The 18083-nt window shown below is 73.4% G+C and carries 19 protein-coding genes and 1 pseudogene; 7 read left to right on the top strand and 13 right to left on the bottom strand.

From position 1 onward, the window contains the following. Positions 1-125: 125 nt before the first annotated feature. Positions 126-1001, bottom strand: a pseudogene (locus tag ACFYSC_RS20560) (DMT family transporter); the annotation flags it as partial. A gap of 118 nt (positions 1002-1119) precedes the next feature. Here ACFYSC_RS20560 and ACFYSC_RS20555 point away from each other — a divergent pair. Then, positions 1120-2037, top strand: coding sequence for a LysR family transcriptional regulator (locus ACFYSC_RS20555; RefSeq protein ID WP_389963775.1), 918 nt, complete (start codon positions 1120-1122; stop codon positions 2035-2037). A 104-nt stretch (positions 2038-2141) separates the two neighbouring features. Here the strand turns inward: ACFYSC_RS20555 and ACFYSC_RS20550 are convergent, their stop codons facing one another. The 3 genes from ACFYSC_RS20550 to ACFYSC_RS20540 form a co-directional block, all read right to left on the bottom strand. Continuing rightward, positions 2142-2825, bottom strand: coding sequence for a ThuA domain-containing protein (locus tag ACFYSC_RS20550; RefSeq protein WP_389963772.1), 684 nt, complete (start codon positions 2823-2825; stop codon positions 2142-2144). A gap of 8 nt (positions 2826-2833) precedes the next feature. Then, positions 2834-3070, bottom strand: coding sequence for a DUF5302 domain-containing protein (locus tag ACFYSC_RS20545; protein WP_389963769.1), 237 nt, complete (start codon positions 3068-3070; stop codon positions 2834-2836). A gap of 164 nt (positions 3071-3234) precedes the next feature. After that, complete coding sequence (locus ACFYSC_RS20540) at positions 3235-3417, bottom strand: hypothetical protein (protein ID WP_362946117.1); 183 nt, start codon at positions 3415-3417, stop codon at positions 3235-3237. A gap of 36 nt (positions 3418-3453) precedes the next feature. On the opposite strand from ACFYSC_RS20540, the gene ACFYSC_RS20535 reads away from it, so the two are divergent. The 3 genes from ACFYSC_RS20535 to ACFYSC_RS20525 all read left to right on the top strand — a co-directional run bounded on the left by ACFYSC_RS20535 (position 3454) and on the right by ACFYSC_RS20525 (position 5878). Beyond that, positions 3454-3945 (top strand): MarR family winged helix-turn-helix transcriptional regulator, encoded by a 492-nt coding sequence (locus tag ACFYSC_RS20535; protein ID WP_389964458.1) that lies wholly within the window; start codon positions 3454-3456, stop codon positions 3943-3945. Between the two features lie 25 nt (positions 3946-3970). Then, on the top strand, positions 3971-4195 hold the full coding sequence (locus ACFYSC_RS20530) for an HGxxPAAW family protein (RefSeq protein ID WP_362946122.1): 225 nt from the start codon (positions 3971-3973) through the stop codon (positions 4193-4195). A 276-nt stretch (positions 4196-4471) separates the two neighbouring features. After that, positions 4472-5878, top strand: a complete 1407-nt coding sequence (locus ACFYSC_RS20525) for a cation:dicarboxylate symporter family transporter (protein ID WP_389963765.1) — start codon at positions 4472-4474, stop codon at positions 5876-5878. 68 nt (positions 5879-5946) lie between these two features. Here ACFYSC_RS20525 and ACFYSC_RS20520 read toward each other — a convergent pair whose 3' ends face one another. Further along, positions 5947-7029, bottom strand: coding sequence for a LacI family DNA-binding transcriptional regulator (locus ACFYSC_RS20520; protein WP_389963762.1), 1083 nt, complete (start codon positions 7027-7029; stop codon positions 5947-5949). A gap of 142 nt (positions 7030-7171) precedes the next feature. Here ACFYSC_RS20520 and ACFYSC_RS20515 point away from each other — a divergent pair, with 142 nt between their 5' ends. The 3 genes from ACFYSC_RS20515 to ACFYSC_RS20505 are packed head-to-tail and all read left to right on the top strand — an operon-like array spanning position 7172 to position 9866. Beyond that, positions 7172-7987 carry an ABC transporter permease gene (locus tag ACFYSC_RS20515; RefSeq protein WP_389963759.1) on the top strand — a complete coding sequence of 272 codons (816 nt, stop codon included), beginning with the start codon at positions 7172-7174 and terminating at the stop codon, positions 7985-7987. Between the two features lie 41 nt (positions 7988-8028). Beyond that, positions 8029-9045 (top strand): ABC transporter substrate-binding protein, encoded by a 1017-nt coding sequence (locus ACFYSC_RS20510; RefSeq protein ID WP_389963756.1) that lies wholly within the window; start codon positions 8029-8031, stop codon positions 9043-9045. Beyond that, the gene (locus tag ACFYSC_RS20505) at positions 9042-9866 is read left to right on the top strand and encodes an ABC transporter ATP-binding protein (protein WP_389963753.1); all 825 of its coding nucleotides are present in this window, start codon (positions 9042-9044) and stop codon (positions 9864-9866) included. The genes ACFYSC_RS20510 and ACFYSC_RS20505 overlap by 4 nt, the downstream gene beginning before the upstream one ends. A gap of 158 nt (positions 9867-10024) precedes the next feature. Here ACFYSC_RS20505 and ACFYSC_RS20500 read toward each other — a convergent pair whose 3' ends face one another. The 8 genes from ACFYSC_RS20500 to ACFYSC_RS20465 form a co-directional block, all read right to left on the bottom strand. After that, positions 10025-10576 (bottom strand): hypothetical protein, encoded by a 552-nt coding sequence (locus ACFYSC_RS20500; protein WP_389963750.1) that lies wholly within the window; start codon positions 10574-10576, stop codon positions 10025-10027. Continuing rightward, complete coding sequence (locus ACFYSC_RS20495) at positions 10576-10806, bottom strand: helix-turn-helix domain-containing protein (RefSeq protein ID WP_362946139.1); 231 nt, start codon at positions 10804-10806, stop codon at positions 10576-10578. Before ACFYSC_RS20495 ends, ACFYSC_RS20500 begins: the two co-directional genes overlap by 1 nt. Positions 10807-11043: 237 nt before the next feature. Further along, complete coding sequence (locus ACFYSC_RS20490) at positions 11044-11691, bottom strand: response regulator (RefSeq protein ID WP_389963747.1); 648 nt, start codon at positions 11689-11691, stop codon at positions 11044-11046. 3 nt (positions 11692-11694) lie between these two features. After that, positions 11695-12861 (bottom strand): sensor histidine kinase, encoded by a 1167-nt coding sequence (locus tag ACFYSC_RS20485; RefSeq protein WP_389963744.1) that lies wholly within the window; start codon positions 12859-12861, stop codon positions 11695-11697. A gap of 120 nt (positions 12862-12981) precedes the next feature. Further along, the gene (locus ACFYSC_RS20480) at positions 12982-13980 is read right to left on the bottom strand and encodes a hypothetical protein (protein WP_389963741.1); all 999 of its coding nucleotides are present in this window, start codon (positions 13978-13980) and stop codon (positions 12982-12984) included. A 102-nt stretch (positions 13981-14082) separates the two neighbouring features. Beyond that, on the bottom strand, positions 14083-15837 hold the full coding sequence (locus ACFYSC_RS20475) for a PQQ-binding-like beta-propeller repeat protein (protein WP_389963738.1): 1755 nt from the start codon (positions 15835-15837) through the stop codon (positions 14083-14085). Continuing rightward, on the bottom strand, positions 15798-16637 hold the full coding sequence (locus ACFYSC_RS20470; RefSeq protein WP_389963735.1) for a hypothetical protein: 840 nt from the start codon (positions 16635-16637) through the stop codon (positions 15798-15800). The genes ACFYSC_RS20475 and ACFYSC_RS20470 overlap by 40 nt, the downstream gene beginning before the upstream one ends. Positions 16638-16915: 278 nt before the next feature. Continuing rightward, complete coding sequence (locus ACFYSC_RS20465; RefSeq protein ID WP_389963732.1) at positions 16916-18076, bottom strand: cation:proton antiporter; 1161 nt, start codon at positions 18074-18076, stop codon at positions 16916-16918. Positions 18077-18083 lie beyond the last annotated feature (7 nt).

Genomic DNA, 18083 nt, shown 5'->3' with positions numbered 1-18083 from the left:
GTACGGCCGTCCCGGACCGTGGGGCGCCGCCGTCCGGTCACGGGGCGGGATCGGCCGCCGGGCGCCGGGCGCCGGCTCCAGTTCCGGGGCCGGGTTCCGGCGCGCCGGAACCGGAGGACGGCGACGGAGGACAGCACGAGCGTGCCGCCGGCGAGCTGCACCGGGGTCAGGGACTCGCCGAGGACGAGCGCGGCCAGTGCGGCGGTGACCACGGGCTCGAAGGTGGACAGGATGGCGGCGGTCGAGGGGCCGGTGCGCCTGAGCCCGGCGAAGAAGGTCAGCATCGCCACGACGGTGGAGATCACGGCGATGGCGGCGAGCCAGAACCATCCCGATGCCCCGAAGCCGAGATCGACGCCGCCGGTGAGCAGGGCGCGGGCGCCGAGGGTGCCGGCCGCGCCGGTCATCACCAGCGCGGACAGCGCCACGGGCGCCAGCCGGTGCACGACGGTGTCGGCGACGAGGATGTAGACGGTGTACGTGGTCGCGGAGGCGAAGGCCAGCAGCGCCCCGAGCGGGTGGAAGCTCATGCCGCCGGCGCCGAGCAGGACCAGCAGCGTCCCGCCCGAGGCGGCCGCCAGCGCGGCTCCGCGCGCGGGGGTGAGCCGGTCACGGCCGAGCAGCACCGCCACCACGGTGACCATGACCGGGTAGGTGTAGAGGATCAGGGCCAGCAGCGAGGCGTCCATCAGCTCCAGCGCGGAGAAGAACAGACTCGCCTGCGTGGCGTACCCGATGGCGCCCAGGCCGATGGCGATGGCCGGCACCCGGCCGCGCGCCGTCACCGGCCGGGCGCCGACCGGCGGCTTCCGGGGAGGGCCGGAAGTCACCGGCCGGGCGCCGACCGGCGACTTTCGGGGAGGGCCGGAAGCGGCGCGACGCAGTCCCGGTCGCACGAGCAAGGCGAGCCCGAGCAGGACGGCGGCCAGGGCGAAGCGCACCAGCAGCAGCGCCCCGGGTGAGACGCCGGCGTCGTAGGCGAGCTTGCCGAAGATCGCCATCGCGCCGAAGCAGGCCGCGGACAGAAGACACAGTGCTGCACCCATGCGTCCAAGGATCCGGGGCCTGAATCATCGGGTCCAGCGATGATTCCTGGAGGTGAATCATTAGAATTCTCGAATGATCGAGTTGGACCTCCGGCGACTGCGCTTCCTGCGGGAGTTCGAGGAGCGTGGCACCCTGGCCGCGGTCGCGGCGGCTCTGGGCTACAGTCCGTCCACGGTCTCCCAGCAGCTCGCCCTGCTGGAGAAGGAGGTCGGGGCCCGGCTGTTCGACAAGGCGGGGCGGGGTGTGCGGCTCACCGACGCCGGACGTCTGCTCGCCCAGCACGCGCGGGTGCTGCTGTCGGCCGCCGAGGCGGCGCAGGCCGACCTGGCCGGTCTCGGCGGCGACATCCGGGGCACCGTCCGCGCCGGCGGCCTGCAGTCGGCCGCCCGCCGCCTCCTCATCCCGGCGGTGGCCCGCATGAGGGCCCACCACCCGCGGGTCCGGGTGGAGATCTCCGAGCTGGAACTCGAACAATCCCTGCCGGGCCTGCGCCTCGGCACGGTCGACCTCGTCATCGGCGACGAGTACGACAGCCACCCCCGCCCCCGCCCGGCCGGCCTGCGCTTCACGCTCCTGCTCGAAGAGCCCCTGAAAGTCGTGCTCCCGGCCGCGCATCCCCTCGCCCGGCCCGGCGGGCCCGTCCCGGTCATCGGGCTGCGGTCCGACGTCTGGACCGCCTCCGCCGAAGGCACCGGCCACCATGCCATGGTCATCGGGACCTGCCGCGCCCTCGGCGGTTACGAGCCCGATCTACGGCACCGCTCCAGCGACGCCGACGTCCAGCTCGAACTCGTCCGCGCCGAGGCGGCCGTCGCCCTGTTGCCGACCCTGACCCTGCCCGGCGACGATCCGGCGCTCGCGATCAGAGACATCGCCGAGACCACTCTCAAGCGCCGTCTGGTCGCCGTCACCCGGGACACGCCGCCCGCTCCCGCGCTCACCGCCCTCCTGGCGGCCGTGACGGACCAGGTGGGCGAGCTCGGCCTGTAGCGGCCTTCCGGTCTCCCGGCGTTCTTCAGGGCCGGGGACCGCGGGCGGGCGTTACCGGGCCGCGGGTCGCCGCCGTCCGGTCACGGTACGGGGGCCGTCGCCGGTCACGGGGCGGGATGGGCCGCCACGCCCGCGGCGTACCGGATGCCGCCGAGCAGGTGGGCGCGGAACGCCGGGTCGGCGTAGGACTCGCGCGTGTGCCCGCCGCCGGTGTACCAGGACCGGCCGCCCAGGTGGTCGTGGCACCAGGCGATGGGGTGGTCGCCCATGCCGCCGCCGGAGTACGACGCCTCGTCCAGCGACATCAGGACGCGCACTCCGGGCCGCGGGTTCGTCCGGTAGTCGTACCACTCGTCGTACCGCCGCCAGACGGGTTCGAGGTGCGCGGTGGAGGGATGGGAGCGATCCTCCACGCGGACGACGGCCTCCTGCGGCTCGGGGTGGCACCGGAAACGGGCGCCGACGAGCTCACCGTAGAACGGCCAGCCGTACTCGGTGTCGGCGGCCGAGTGGATCCCGGCGAAGCCGCCGCCGCCCCGGACGTAGGACTCGAACGCCGCGCGCCGCGCGTCGTCCAGCACGTCGCCACTGGTGTTGAGGAACACCACGGCCCGGTACCGGGCGAGGCCGGCGGGGGTGAAGGCGCCGCCGTCCTCGGTGGCGTGGACGGTGAAGTCGTGCCGCCGGCCGAGCTCCCCGACGGCCCGGAGGCCGTCGGGGATGGAGTCGTGCCGGTACCCGGCGGTCCTGGAGAAGACGAGGACGGCGTAGGGGGGATCGGCCGTCATCTTTCGGGTCAGCCGCTCTTGCGGCGGAAGGAGCGCCTGCCCCCGGCCGGGCCCTGGGAGCCGTGGATCTTCGAGGCGCCCTTCCCCCGGCCCGCGGCGTTCAGCTCCGTCTGGGCCACCTTCTTGCGCTCCAGGGCCTCGCGGAACTTGCGCTTGAGCTCGTCGTCGGTGGTCTCGGTGCCCTCGGCGCCTTCGAGGGTCTGGGTGCTCTCGGCGTCCTCCGGCTTCGGCGTGACGTCAGGCATGCGAACCTCCTGTTCTCTGGACGGTCCGGCTTCGGCCGACCGGAACATCATCTTCTCATGTCCGCAACGCCGTACGGCTGGCCGCGCGGTCCTCTCCGGGCCGGGCACCGGGGCGCGGGCCGAGGGTCGCCTGCGGGTGGGGAGCCGGGGGCGGGGGAGCGGGCTCAGCCCAGGTCCATGGCCATCAGCAGTATCAGGCCCGCCAGGTGGCCGACCACCACGAAGATGATCACAAAGAGGAAGACGAACCGCGCGGGGCCGTGCTCGAAGTACTTGCCCTCGCGGAGCTCGGAACGCCCCGCCTGGCGCTCGGCGATCCGCTCCTCGATCGGCTTGCGGTTGAACATGGGGCTCCTCAGGGACCGGTGACGCTTGGTGCCGCAATGCTTTGTGCACCAATTACCTTACTATGTCGATTGGAGGTGCATGTGAGTGACATATCCGAGGCGCTGCGCCTGGAGCGACAGGTGTGCTTCGCCCTCGCGGTGGCCTCGCGCGGCGTCATCGGGGTCTACCGGCCGCTGCTGCAGCCGATGGGACTGACCCACCCGCAGTATCTCGTCATGCTCGCCCTGTGGGAGCACGACCAGCTCTCGGTGAAGGAGCTGAGCAAGCTACTGAGACTCGACCCCGGTACGCTGTCACCGCTCCTCAAAAGACTTGAGGCGATCGGCTACATCCGGCGGCGGCGTGACAGTCAGGACGAACGCGTCCTGGCGATCACGCTCACCCCGGAGGGCCGGAGGCTGAGGAGCGAGGCTGAGAGGATCCCGCCGTCCGTCGCCCGGCGACTGGGTATGGACCTGGAGGAGCTGCAGGAGCTTCACCGGGTGCTGACCCGGGTGATCGCCGCCGCGGACGACACGCATCATTGATGCACAGAAAGGACAGATAAGGCTCATGGCTGGAAGCCACGGAGGAAGCCCCAAGTCTTGGCTTGCGGTGCTCGTTATTTTGGCCGGGTTCATGGTCGGCGGAGTGGGCCTGTGCACCGGGCCCAACTGGATCATGTTCTGGGCGGGGGCCGGAATCATCGTCGTGGGCGGTCTGATCGCCCTGGTGGTGGACATCTTCTCCGACGTGATCATCGACGCTCCCCGTGAGCCGCTGAACCACGGCGGCTGACCCGGAGGCTCCCGCACTCCCGGAGCTCCGGCCCCGGGCGATCTGACGGATCGCCCGGACCCGTCGTCCGCCGCAGGGCCGGCCGGGCCGCCGCAGAGCCGCCGCAGAGCCGCCGCAGGGTCTCCGGGTCGCCGCAAGATCCTCCGGGCCGTTTCCCGGTCCTTGAGGCCGTCGCCCGGTTCGATGTCCGGAATGGCGGTTCGAGGGTGACATGGGTCACATCTGAGGTGCATAGTCGTCTGACGACTTCGCGCCGAGGATCGGAGGCTCCTCTCCATGTCCCGAGACCGGACCCGCTACCTGTACCTGGCCGTCATCCTGGCGGTGATCGCCGGCATCGCCGTCGGACTGCTGGCGCCCGATCTCGGCACGGCGCTGAAACCCCTGGGCACGGCCTTCGTCAACCTCATCAAGATGATGATCAGCCCGATCATCTTCTGCACCATCGTGCTCGGCGTCGGCTCCGTCGCGCGGGCCGCCAAGGTCGGCCGGGTCGGCGGCCTGGCGATCGGTTACTTCCTCGTCATGTCCACCGTCGCGCTGGCCATCGGTCTGGTCGTGGGCAACCTGGTGGACCCCGGTCACGGCCTCCAGCTCACCGACGAACTGCGTAAGTCGGCCCAGGCCGAGGCCGCCAAGGGCGGCGAGAGCGACACCGTCTCCTTCCTGGTCGGGATCATCCCGACCACGCTGGTGTCGGCGTTCACCGAGGGGCAGGTGCTGCAGACCCTCCTGGTCGCGCTGCTCGCCGGGTTCGCGCTGCAGGCCATGGGGGAGCGCGGCGTCCCCGTCCTGAACGGTGTCGCCCACATCCAGCGGCTCGTCTTCCGCATCCTCGCCATGATCATGTGGGCGGCCCCGGTCGGCGCCTTCGGCGCGATGGCCGCGGTGGTCGGCGCCACCGGGCTCGACGCGCTCCGCAGCCTCGGCCTCATCATGCTCGCCTTCTACGTGACCTGCCTGGTGTTCGTGCTGGGCGTCCTCGGGCCGCTTCTGTGGCTGGTGGCGCGGGTCCACCTGCTGTCCCTGCTGCGCTATCTCGGCCGGGAGTTCCTGCTCATCCTGTCGACCTCCTCCTCGGAGTCGGCCCTGCCCCGGTTGATCGCCAAGATGGAGCACCTGGGGGTGAGCCGCCCGGTCGTCGGCATCACCGTGCCGACCGGCTACTCCTTCAACCTGGACGGCACCGCCATCTACCTCACGATGGCCACCCTGTTCATCGCCAGTGCCACCGGCGCCCCGCTCTCGGTCGGCGAGCAGGTCTCCCTGCTCGCCTTCATGATCATCGCTTCCAAGGGCGCGGCAGGCGTCACCGGCGCGGGTCTGGCGACCCTCGCGGGCGGCCTGCAGTCGCACCGCCCCGCCCTGGTGGACGGCGTCGGCCTGATCGTCGGCATCGACCGCTTCATGTCCGAGGCGAGAGCGCTGACCAACTTCGCGGGCAACGCGGTCGCCACCGTCATGGTCGGCACCTGGACCGGCGAGTTCGACCGGGACCGCGCGGCCGAGGTGCTCTCCGGCCGCGTCCCCTTCGACGAGGCGACCCTCCTGGACGAGCGCGGCGACGAGCACGGTGAAGGGCGTGACGAGTACGGTGAAGGGCGTGACGGGCGGAGCGACCCCGACGGGGACCGTGACGAGCACGACGAGGCCGGAACGGGGGTCGGCACGGCGTCCCGGTAGGCGTCGGTGCGGCGCCTCGACAGGCGTCGGCGCCTGGTCTCGAAGTGCGGGCGGGGGGCCTCGAAGCGTCAGCGCGGGGTCTCGGTGAGCGGGCGCGGAGCCCTTCCCGGCGGCGGCCGTACGGCGGGGGCCGAGGTGCTCGCGCGCAGGACGACGGTTCCCGGGACGCGCTCGACGCGGCTGCGCCCGGCGGTGGCGGGCCGCAGGGCCAGCGCCATGACGCGCCTGCCGATCTCCTCCAGCGGCAGCGCCACGGTGGTCAGCGGCGGGGTCAGGTCGCCGACCACCGGGATGTCGTCGAACCCGGCCAGCGAGACGTCGCCGGGCACGGTCAGGCCGTGGTCGCGGAAGGCGGCCAGCGCGCCGACCGCCATGATGTCGGTCGAGGCGAAGACGCAGGTGGCGCGCAGGCCGCGGGCGACCAGTTCGGAGGCGGCCCGGTGGCCGCCGTCGCGGTTGAAGGCCCCCTCCACGATCTGGTCCGGGGCGATCATCACCCCCGCCTCGGCGAGAGCCTCCCGGAAGCCGGTCAGGCGGTCCACGACGGTGGTGATGACCGGCGGGCCGGTGAGCACGGCGAAGTCGCGGTGACCGAGGCCGAGCAGCGCCCTGGCCAGCGCGGCGGCGCCGGCGCGGTTCTCGGGCAGGACCGAGTCGACGCGGAGGCCGCGGTGGCGGCTGACCGCGGCGATGCGGGTCCCCGCGGCGGCGCACCGGGCCAGTTCCTCGCGCATCGCGCCCTGCCAGGCGCGGTCCTCGAACCCCGAGCCGGTCAGCAGGATCGCCCGGACGCGCTGGCCGCGCATCATGGAGACGTAGGACAGCTCACGGGCCGGGTCGCGGAAGGTGCTTCCCATGATCACGTGGAGGTCGTGCTCCGCGGCGGCCCGCATGATCCCGCCGGAGACCGCCGCGAAGTAGGGGTCGCTGACGTCGTGGCAGATGACGCCCACCGCCTGGCTGGAGGCGCGGGCGAGGGCCTGGGCGTGGGCGTTCGGGGTGTAGGCGAGCCGCTCCGCGGCGGCCAGGACCCGCTCTCGGAGGTCGGCGCGCACGCGGGTGGTGCCGTTGAGCGCGCGGGAGGCGGTGGCGGAGGAGACCCCCGCCTCGCGGGCGACGTCATTGAGGGTCACCTGGGACCATTTGTCCAATTCCTCCCTCACCTCCTCTTGACCCGTATGTGAGACGGCCCCTACCGTACACCGGAAAGCGCTTTCAGACAGCGCTTTCACATCACCAGAAAGCGCTTGCATACAGATCCGCCCGTACGCGGGCGAAAGGAGGGCGCCCATCATGAGCATGAACCCCGGCGGGTCCGAGGGGCGGCTGCTCGCCGTCCTCGAACGGAGCTGGCGGCCGGTCGCGCTGCTCGTCGCCTGTTTCGCCGTGTGGTGGGCGATCACCTCCACCCAGCTGGTGCCGCCCTACCTCGTTCCGTCGCCGGGGACGACCCTGGGAGTGATGACGGAGAAGTCGTCATATCTCTGGCAGCACACCTGGGTGACCACCTACGAGACCGTCCTGGGCTTCGTCATCGCCGTCGTCATCGGCGTCCTGGCGGCCGTGGTGATGGTCTACTCCGCGACCGTGGAGAAGACGCTCTATCCCGTCCTGCTCTTCGCGCAGGTCATCCCCAAGATCGCCATCGCCCCGCTGTTCGTGGTCTGGCTCGGCTTCGGGCTGACCCCCAAGGTCGTCGTCGCCGTGCTGATCGCGTTCTTCCCCGTCGTCATCTCCATGGTGACCGGGCTGAAGTCCGTCGATCCCGAGATGCTCCAGCTCGCCGCCACCATGGGCGCGAGCCCGCTCAAGACCTTCGCGAAGATCCGTTTCCCCGCCTCCCTCCCGCACCTGTTCTCCGGCCTGAAGGTGGCCGTCACCCTCGCGGTGACCGGCGCCGTGGTCGGCGAGTTCGTCGGCGCGAACGAGGGACTCGGCTTCGTGATCCTGCAGGCCAACGGCAACCTCGACACCCCCATGCTGTTCGCGGGGCTGCTGGTGATGTCGCTGATCGGCGTCGTGCTGTTCGTCCTCGTCGAGATCGCCGAGCAGCTGATGCTGCCCTGGCACGCCAGCCGGCGGGGCGAGACCGCGACCACGACCCTCTGAAGCCTGGAACCGGCCACCGACCATCCCAAGGAAGGCACCCCGTGAAATCCCGGATCGCCATCGCCGCCCTGCTGCCGGCCCTCCTCCTCACCGCCTGCGGCGGAGAGGACGGCGGCACGACCACCAGCGCGTCGGGCAAGAAGCTCGACCAGGTGACGCTCACGCTCAACTGGTACCCGTACGGCGAGCACGCGCCGTTCTACCTCGGCAAGAAGCAGGCCGTCTTCGAGAAGCACGGCATCGACCTGAAGATCCAGGCCGGCCAGGGCTCGCAGAAGACCATCCAGGCCACCGGGGCGGGGCAGACCGACTTCGGCTGGGCCGACACCCCCGCGCTGCTGGCCTCCGTCTCCCAGGGCGTCCCGGTCAGGAGCCTCGGGGTCTACCTGCAGACCACCCCGGCCTCCGTGCAGTTCTTCGACGAGAAGAACATCACCGAGCCCGCCGGCATCAAGGGCAAGAAGATCGCCATCACCGCCGGCGACGCGCTGTCCAAGACGTTCCCGGCCTTCCTCAAGCAGAACGGCATGGCCGAGGGCGACGTGCGGCTGCAGAACACCGACCCGGCGGGGAAGATCGCCGCGGTGATCTCCGGTCAGGCCGACGCCCTGCTCGGCTACGCCTCCGACCAGGGGCCGACGATGCAGGAGAAGGCCGGCAAGAAGGTCTCCTACCTGCGCTTCTCCGAGTTCGGCCTCAACTTCTACAGCAATGGCCTGCTGACCTCCACCAAGAACCTGGAGAGCAGGGCCGACCTGGTCAAGCGCATGGCCGCGGCCACCAGCGAGGCGTGGGCCGCCGCCGAGAAGGACCCGCAGGCGGCGGTGGACGCGATGCAGGGCGCCTCCGAGCAGCTTCCCAGCGCGCAGGTGCTGCTCGACCAGTTCAAGACCACCGTCACGCTGCTGCACACCGACGCGACCAAGGGCATGGCCCCGGGGGTCAACACCGCCGCGGACTGGCAGGCGACGATCGACACCTTCGTCAAGGCGGGCGTGATCGCCAAGGCCGAGGCGCCGGCCGCCTACTGGGACGAGAGCGTCACTCCGAAGGGATGAGCACGATGAAAGGCGAGCTGGAGGCCGAGCGCAGGCCCGGCGGCGCGACCACCGCGGCGGTGGAGCTCGACGCCGTCGCGGTCCGGTTCAGGGCCAAGAAGAAGGAGGTGACCGCGCTGCGCGACGTGTCGCTGAGCGTCGCGCCCGGCGAGTTCGTCTCGATCGTCGGCCCCTCGGGTTGCGGCAAGTCGACACTGCTGAAGCTGGTCTCCGGTCTGCTGCGGCCGTCGGCGGGCAGCGTGCGCCTGTTCGGGGAGACGGTCGGCGGCACCAGGCGTGACATCGGATACGTGTTCCAGCGCGCGGCCCTGCTGGAGTGGCGGTCCGCGCGCCGCAACATCCTGCTCCAGGCGGAGATGCGCGGGATGCCCGCCGCCGAGGCCGGCCGGAGGGCGGACGAGCTGATCGAGATGACCGGGCTCACCGGCTTCGAGGACGCCCTGCCGCACGAGCTGTCGGGCGGCATGCAGCAGCGGGTGGCGCTGTGCCGGGCGCTGCTGCACCGCCCGCCGGTCCTGCTGATGGACGAGCCGTTCGGCGCGCTCGACGCCCTCACCCGCGAGCAGATGAACGTCGAGCTGCACCGCATCTGGCGGGAGACCGGCACGACCGTGCTCCTGGTCACCCACTCCATCGCCGAGTCGGTCTACCTCGCCAACCGGGTCCTGGTGATGACCGCGCGGCCGGGGACCGTCGCGGAGATCATCGACGTCGACCTGCCCGGCCCCCGCGACTACTCCGAGACGATGTCGCAGCCCCCGTTCGCCGAGGCCACCGGCCGGATCCGCGACCTGCTCGGCGCGGCCACGGCGGCGGACTGACCGGTCCCCGCGCCCTGCCCGGCGCCGTCACCGCGGCGGACCGGCCGGCCCCCGTGCGCTGCCCGATGCCGCCGCGGTGCCGGACCGGCCGACCCCCGCACTCCGCTCGGCGCCGTCACGGTGGCGGACCGGCCGGTCCCATGTCCCGGGTACGGCGGTCAGGCGGACGCGCGGAGGGGCCACAGCCGTCCGGCGAGGGCGGGGAGGTCGGCGCCGAGACGGCGCAGGATCGCCACCGAGGCGTTGGAGCCGTCGGCCAGCAGGCCCCTCACCAGGTCCTCGTCCACGACCCCGCCCCGGGTACGGCGGGCGGCGTGGTACAGGGCGACCTCGACGGCCTTGCGGGCCGCGACGGTGAGCCGGAGGTCGCCGGCCGGGCCGGAGAGCGTCACGCGCAGCGGGCGCGTCCGGGGGCGGCGCAGCCGCCACGCGGCCGGGTCGGCGCGGCGGGACGGGAGCCTGCGGCGGATCTCGTCCAGGTCGACGCCCAGACCGGCCAGCAGGTCGCGGTCACCCGGGCGATCCGGCGGGCCCGCGGGCAGCAGCGCGCGGACGGCGTCCGGGGACACCTCGAAGCCGTCCACCGGCCACGCCTCGGCCAGGGCGAGCAGCAGCATGTCGTCGTCCAGGACGGTGCGGCCGGCGTCGAGCGACAGCAGGCCGGCCCGGACCACGGTCCTCCGGGCCTCGGGGGCGAACCTCTCGAACATCAGCGTCTCCCGCCGTCGATGATCCGGTGCGCGTGCTTGCGGTGCGCCGTCTGCCGTTTCACGCCGAGTGCCGCAGCGATGGTCTCCCACGACACGTTCCGGGCGCGGGCCTCGGTGACGTGCGCGGCCTCCAGCTCCTCCAGGAGCCGCCGCAGGGCCGCCACGGCGGCCAGCGCCGTCACCGGGTCCTCGCCGGTGGTGGCCTCGGCCAGTTCGGTTACCGTCGTCATGCTGTCAGCATATGCTGACACAGCCCGCTTGTCAGCATATGCTGACGAATTCCTCCGGGGCACCGGTTCCAGGCGGACAGGCGGCGCGGAACGACGCGGTCCCCGGGAGACTCGGCGCGGACGACGCGGGAAGGCGTGGGCGTGCGCGGATGGGCGTGGAGGGCCCCCGAACCGGTAGGGAGGACGCGGCCGGGACGGACGCAGCCGGGACGACGCGGCTCCGGCAGGCGGTCAGAGTCAAAGAAGGCCGGCGTCGCGCACCTTCATGGCGACGTGGACCCGGTTGTCGGTCCCCAGCTTGGCGAAGATCCGGGTGACGTTCGCCTTCACGGTCGCGACGCTCATGTGCAGGCGTTCGGCGATCTCGGCGTTCGAGCTGCCCCGGGCCACCTCGACCGCGACCTCGCGCTCGCGCTCGGTGAGCCTGTCCAGCTCCCGCCGCGCCTCCGGGCCCCGCGGCTCGGGACCGCCGGTGGCCGCGGCGATCACCTGCCGCGCGACGCTCGGCGACAGCACCGGCTCGCCCCTCGCCGCGGCGCGGACCGCCTCGACCATCTTCGGCGGCGGCGTGTCCTTGAGCAGGAACCCGGCCGCGCCGAGCCGCAGGGCCCGCAGGACCAGGTCGTCGGCGTCGAAGGTGGTGAGCACGAGGATCCGGGGCGCGTCCGGCCGCCTCAGCAGCAGCTCGGTGGTGGCCAGCCCGTCCTGGACGGGCATCCGGATGTCCATCAGCACCACGTCGGGCCGCAGGTCGCGGATCACCTCCATGGCGTGCCGGCCGTCCCCGGCCTCGCCCGCGATCTCCAGGTCGGGCTCGCCGCCCAGGATGAGGCGCAGCCCGGTCCGCACCATCGGGTCGTCGTCCACGATCACCAGCCGAATCACCCGTCAAGCCTCCCACGGCAGTCCGGCGTCCAGGACGAAGCACCCGTCCCGCAGGGAGTGGCTGAGGGTGCCGCCGGCCATCCGGGTCCGTTCGGCCAGGCCCACCAGCCCCAGCCGCCCGCCGGGACCGGCGGGCGACCCCGGAACCGCCGGATTGCTCACCCGGATCCGCAGGCCGTCGCCGGGACGCCCGCCGATCTCGGCCCGCACCCGGCTGCCCGGCGCGTGCTTGCGGGCGTTGGTCAGGGCCTCCTGCACGATCCGGTAGGCGTGCCGGCCGGTCTGCGCCGGCAGCGACTCACGGCCCTCGACGGCGTCGGTCACCTCGACCCACTGGCCCGCCGCCCGCACCTCCTCGAACAGGTCGCCCAGCCGGTCCAGTCCCGGCTGCGGCGCCTCCGGCGTCTCCGGGCCGGCGGAGGCGCCCTCGGACCGGAGGACGCCGAGTACGGCGCGCAACTCGTTCAGCGACTGGTGGGCGTTCTCCTGGATCGCCAGCGCGACCTCGCGGGTCTCCCCGGCGGTGAGGTCCTTCCGGTACGCCAGGCCGCCCGCCAGCATCGCCAGCAGGGAGAGCCGGTGCGCCAGGACGTCGTGCATCTCGTGGGCGATCCTGGCGCGTTCGGCGAGCCTGGTCTGCTCGATCCGCTGCGCCTGCTCGCGCCCGGCGGCCAGCGCCGCCTCCCGCCGCGAGGCGGCCAGGTCGCGCAGCCCCCGCAGGTACAGGCCGAGGAGGGTCAGCCCGCCGAGGACGGCGGTGCCGGTCACCAGGGAGACGACCGTCGCCTGGCCGACGCCGTTCATGAAGGCGTAGAACGCCGTGCACAGCCAGAGGACGGCCGCGACCGGGGCGATCCGGCGCCACCGGCGGTGCGTGCACAGCGACACGTAGGCGACGTAGGCCGGGCCGGTCGCGACGGTGGAGAACGTCGTCAGCAGGGCCGTCGCCAGCGCGGTCTGCCACGGCAGGCGGCGCCGCCACCGCAGCAGGACCAGCCCGGCCAGGCCGAGTCCCGCCTCGGTCAGCGCGAACCCGAGCCGGTCGTGCTCCCGGGAGACGACCACGGCCAGGACGGTGCCGTGGAACAGCATCGGCACCGCGGCGCACAGGTAGCGCAGCGCGGAGTCCCGCCGGGTCAGGGGCGGCTGGTTCTCCGTACGGTCGTCCACGGCCCCACAGCCTATGCACCGTGCGGACCCGCTCCCCAGCGACCTGGGTCCACGTCGGGGTGGCCGAAGGTCCACGGTCGCGCCGCCGCGCGTACACCCCGGACGCGCTCCCGGAGAGGCTCAGGCGGTCCCGCTGCGGTGGACCTCCCGGGCGAGACGGGTGATCTGGGACGTCGAGCGCTGCCAGGACGTCCCGGCGGGGTAGGCGGTGAGCAGGACCATGATCCAGCGGTCCTTCGGGCCGACGAGGCCGGTGGTGTGCAGGACGGGCCGGCCGTAGTCGGGCACGACCCTGGGCGCTGACCCGGGGGCGGCCGGGGCGGCGGCGTCGGCCGGGGCGGCCGGCACCGGGACGCCGGAGAGGGGACCGGCCGGGGCGGGGGCGCCGGCCGTACGCCCGGAGGCCGCCGGGCCCGGGGCCGCGGCCGAGGAGACCGGAAGCGACAGGGACCCCGGGGTCCCCGGGGACGACGGGGACGACGGCCGGCACCTGACCGGCGGCCTGAGGCCGTACCCCGACCAGCCCTGCTTGACCGCCCACGGCCGGGCGACCCCCCGGGGGATGCCGAAGTACTGGTCGAAGCCGTCGGAGCCGCACTGCCCGGCCCGGCGCAGGTGGCCGAGGATCAGCTCGGAGACGCGCGGTTCGGCCCGGTCGAGCAGGTAGCGGTAGACGCGCACCATGTCCAGCGCGCTCAGCGAGGTGTAGCCCCAGAACCCCGGCCTGTCGGCGGGCGGCGGCGCGGTGTCGGTCAGTCCCAGCCGCCGCGCGATCCGCTCGACGATCTTCCCTTTGCCGCCGCGGTCCCAGAACGCCGACGCCGCGTCGTCGTCGCTGACCCGCAGCATCACCTTCAGCAGGGCGAGGTCCCGGTCGGGGATCTTCCGGTGCGACTCCAGGTAGTCGATGGCGATCATGATCTTCACCACGGACGCCGACCGGAACCTCCGGTGCACGTCGCGGTGGGCGGTGAGCCTGCCGGTCTGCCGGTCGAAGACCGCGTAGCCGGCGGCCACCCCGGCCGGGACGCGCGGTACGGCGGGGCCCGCGGCGGAGGCGGGGGCGACGGACGCCAGGAGAGGGAGGGCCGCGGTGAGGAGCGCCAGGGAACGGATCATGCGCAAATGCCTACCAGATCAGCGGGTCCCGGTGGGCCCGGCGGCCCGGGGACGCGGGACGGGACGACGCGCCGGGCCGTACGGCGGCGTCTCCTCCGTGTCTCACCGGTGGGCGCGGCGCAGGTTGCGCGCCACGACGCCGGCGACCTTCCGGGCTCCGCCGGGGTCGCCGAACACGCTCAGATGGACGACGACTCCGCCCACGCCGACCAGGGCGGAGTCGGGGACGGGGGCCATCCCCGGACCGTCGACCAGCCAGACCCCCTCGCCGCGCGGTTCGACGGGCGACATCTCCCGCCGCATGTGCGCCAGGGCGGTGGACACGAGGAGCCGGGCGGCGTCGGGGGAGGGCGCGACCCACGCGACGGTCACCGCCACGGCGGGGCCGTCATCGGTGGGCGGGACGTAGTCGCAGCCGGTGGGGCGGGGGAGACCCGTCCCGCCGACCCGCCGGTGGCGGGGGTGGGAACTGTAGCCTGGGCCCAGGATACGGAGGTCGTCCACGCTGAGCAGCCCGCACGCGTCAGGCCAGGCGGAGGGTTCGGTCCCGGCGAGCGCGGCGGGCCCGGCGCCTCGCGGGCGGGAGAGCCGGTAGGCGGTGATCCGGCCGTCCGCGTCGCCTCCGCGGCCGTCGACGTGCCCGACGAGGACGAGCCCGGCGGCGGCGCCGAGGAGTGTCGAGGCGGAGGCGGCCGTCGGGAGCGGACGCCACGCGGCGTCACCGCGGCCGACGTCGGCGACCACGAGGAAGGCGGGGCCCGGCCGGCCTCCCTCCTTCCCGGCGTCGTCCTGGAGGACCGCCAGGCCTGGACGGCTCCGCTCCCCGAGGTCGTGCATCTCGTATCCCGGCAGCTCCCGCCGCCACCGCACGTCACCGTCGCGTTCCACGGCGACGGTGACCGGCGGCGAACCGCCGGGTGACCGGACGGTGTAGGCGGCCACGTCGCCGGCGACGGCGAGGCCGTAGGCCGGGCCGTGGCCGTCCACGTCGATCCTCCGCCCGCCGGGGGCGTAGAGCCGGTGGCGGCCGTCCGCCGAGACCAGCGCCGTCCCGTCCCGGCCCACCTCCACCGCGTCCGGCTCGCCGGCCCCCTCCTCCTGCGGGTCATCGCCGGTCCCGTCCGGCCGGAGCGGGAGGGTGTCGCGCCACCGCGTCGTCCCGGTCGCCGGGTCCATCGCCCACAGCGTGGCCGGGCCGTGCCCGCAGCGGACGACCGCCACGAGGAGGATCGGACCCGCCCCCGTGGTCCCCGCGCACGCGTCGCCACGGGGAAGGGAGACGCGCCAGGCGGTGCTCCCGTCGCGCGGGCTGATGCCGGCCGCCGCACCGCTCCCGGCGCTCACCAGCGTGACGCCGCCGGGCGTCGCGTCCACCCGCAGGTCCGCGGGTACCTGGCCGGGCCCGCCGTACAGCGCGGCCGGCACGTCGGCCTCCCACAGCTCGCGCCCGGAGCCCGTCCCGTAGCCGGTGAGCCGGTGGACGGCCCCGTCCCGCGTGCTGCGGTGCACGACCACGACGTCCCCGGCGGGCCACGCCCCTTCGAGCCGGTGCCCGGCGGGTCCGCGGAGCACGGCGCGAGGACGGCCGGTCCGCAGGTCGCGGAGGAGGACGTCCCCGGGGGGTCCCGTCACGGAGAGGATGAGGTCGCCGGTGACGGCGAACGGCCGGGCACCGTCGTAGCGGTTGCCGGGCTCGTCCGCGGACGTCTCCCAGACCGGTGTGAACACTCCCGGAGGCGGGAGGGGGACGGGCGGGAGGTCGCCGGCGGTGACCAGTACGGACAGCAGGAGGACCGCGGTCGCGGCGAGCCGCCGGATCACCGCCGGCACCCCCGCGACGCGGGGAAGGCGGCGCACAGCGTCTTCCCGCCGGCTCTGTGCCAGGTCCGCCCCTCCTCGGCGTAGACGGCCCGGTAGGCGTGGTGGTCACGGGCCGCCCCGGTGACGCGGAACAGCCCGCCGTCGGTGCCGCCGATCGTCTGCGTCATCCGCCGCCCGCCGGTGACGACGAGGACCTGGAGGTCGAACTCGACGGCCGCGCGGTGGGACAGGAATGAGATGACCAGCGTCTCGCGCTCGCCGCGCTTCAGGTCGATCTGCTTGCCAGTGAAGTAGGGCTTCTTCCCCTTCTCGCCGGAGAGAAGGAGCACGGGGGGCCTGTCGAAGTCGGCGTTCAGCGAGATGACGGGCGCTTCGCCCGACGTGTCCGGCAGGAAGTACGCGCCGGTGAGGATCGCGGTGCTGCGCCGTACCCGGGGGCGGATGTCGACGATCCTCAGGTCGCTGCGCCGGCTCTCGACGGTGATGGTGACGTCCAGGCGCTCGACCGCCCCGCCGTCGTGGCGGCGCGACAGCTCGGCGAACTCCTCGTCCGACGGGGCGGTGAGCAGCACGGCGCGGTCGGCGGCCGACGACGGCCGGGAGCGGAACGCCACGGGGCCCGGTCCGGGCGCGTGCTCCTCGACGACCGGCACGGCGAGAGGGGGCCGCCCGAGAACGTTCTCCAGGAGGTCCTGTCCGCCGCCCTGCGCCCAGGGCCCGAGGACGGCGGCCGCCACAGCGCTCAGCACGCCGCCCAGCCATGCCAGCGGACTGCGGAGGATCCGGGTGAGCAGCGGGGGCGGGGCCTCCGCCGACGTCTCCGCGGGTTCCCCCACCGGTTCCCCGGCGGGTTCCTCCGGCGGTTCCCCGGCCGCCCGGCCGGTCGCCGGCCGGGCGGCATGGGTACCGCCGGCGTGGGGACGCTGATCTTCCGACATGGTGGCCGCCGTCTGGAATCAATGCGTTACAGGGGGTGCACACCAGGTTCCTGGAAGGACGACGTCCCGGCAACCGGAACGCGGCGAACGGCGTGACCCGTTGGAACCACCGGGGCCGCGCGCGCGTACGGCCCGGCGCGTGGTGCGCCGGGCCGTACACAGGTGCCGCCGGGCCTTCAGGCCCGGTTGGCGATGGCGGTGATGAGCGGCTGGACCAGCCGGGCCGCCAGCGGGCCGAACGCCGCGAGGATGAGCACGTAGGCCGCGGCCAGCGGGCCGAGGTCCGGATGGACCCCCGCCGAGACCGCGAGACCCGCGATCACGATGTTGAACTCGCCGCGCGGGATGAGCGCGATGCCCGCCCGCGCCCGGCCCGCCCGGGCGATCCCCGCCCGCCGCGCGGCGTAGAAGCCGGTGAGCAACTTGGTGATCATGCTGACCAGCGCGAGCAGCGCCGCCAGCCCCGCGACCGGGCCCATCTTGGTCGGGTCGGTCTGCAACCCGAAGAAGACGAAGAACACCGCGGCGAACAGGTCGCGCAGCGGGCTCAGCAACGCCTGGGCGTCGTGGGCCAGCTCCCCGGACAGCGCGATGCCGACCAGGAAGGCGCCGACCGCGGCCGACACCTGGAGCTGCTGCGCCACCCCGGCGACCAGCAGCGCCAGCCCGACGACCTTCAGCATCAGCACCTCGGAGTTGGGGCTGGAGACGAAGGACTCGATGAACCGGCCGAAGCGCAGCGCCACCAGCAGGACGACGCTGACCGTGCCCAGGGCGATCGCCACGGTCACCGCGCCGGCGGCGAGGGTCAGCCCGGCCAGCATCGCGGTGAGGACCGGCAGGTAGATCGCCATGGTGAGGTCCTCGAAGACCAGCAGCGACAGCACCACCGGGGTCTCGCGGTTACCGATCCACCCCAGGTCCGACAGGACCTTGGCGGTGATGCCGGAGGAGGTGGCGTAGGTCACGCCGGCCATGGCGAGCGCCGCGACCGGGCCCCAGCCCAGCAGCAGCGCGCAGATCGCGCCCGGCGCGGCGTTGAGCACCAGGTCGACGAGGCCGGCCGGGGCGTTGCCCTTGAGGCTCGTCAGGAGCTCGTCGGCGTTGTACTCCAGGCCGAGGGTGAGCAGCAGCAGGATGACGCCGAGTTCGGCGCCGACCGAGATGAACTCCTCGCTGGTGGCCAGGGGCAGGATGCCGCCCTGGCCGAACGCCAGTCCGGCGAGGAGGTAGAGCGGGATGGGAGAGATGCCGACGCGCATGGCCAGCGCGCCGAGGATGCCGAGTCCGAGGAGGACGGCGCCCAGTTCGAGGAAAAGGATCGCGATGTCGTGCACCCGGTGG

The sequence above is a fragment of the Streptosporangium sp. NPDC004379 genome (assembly GCF_042873875.1).
Taxonomy (GTDB): Bacteria; Actinomycetota; Actinomycetes; order Streptosporangiales; family Streptosporangiaceae; genus Streptosporangium.
The sequence above is the reverse complement of the archived record's forward strand: the minus strand, read 5'-3'. Positions and strand labels throughout refer to the sequence as shown.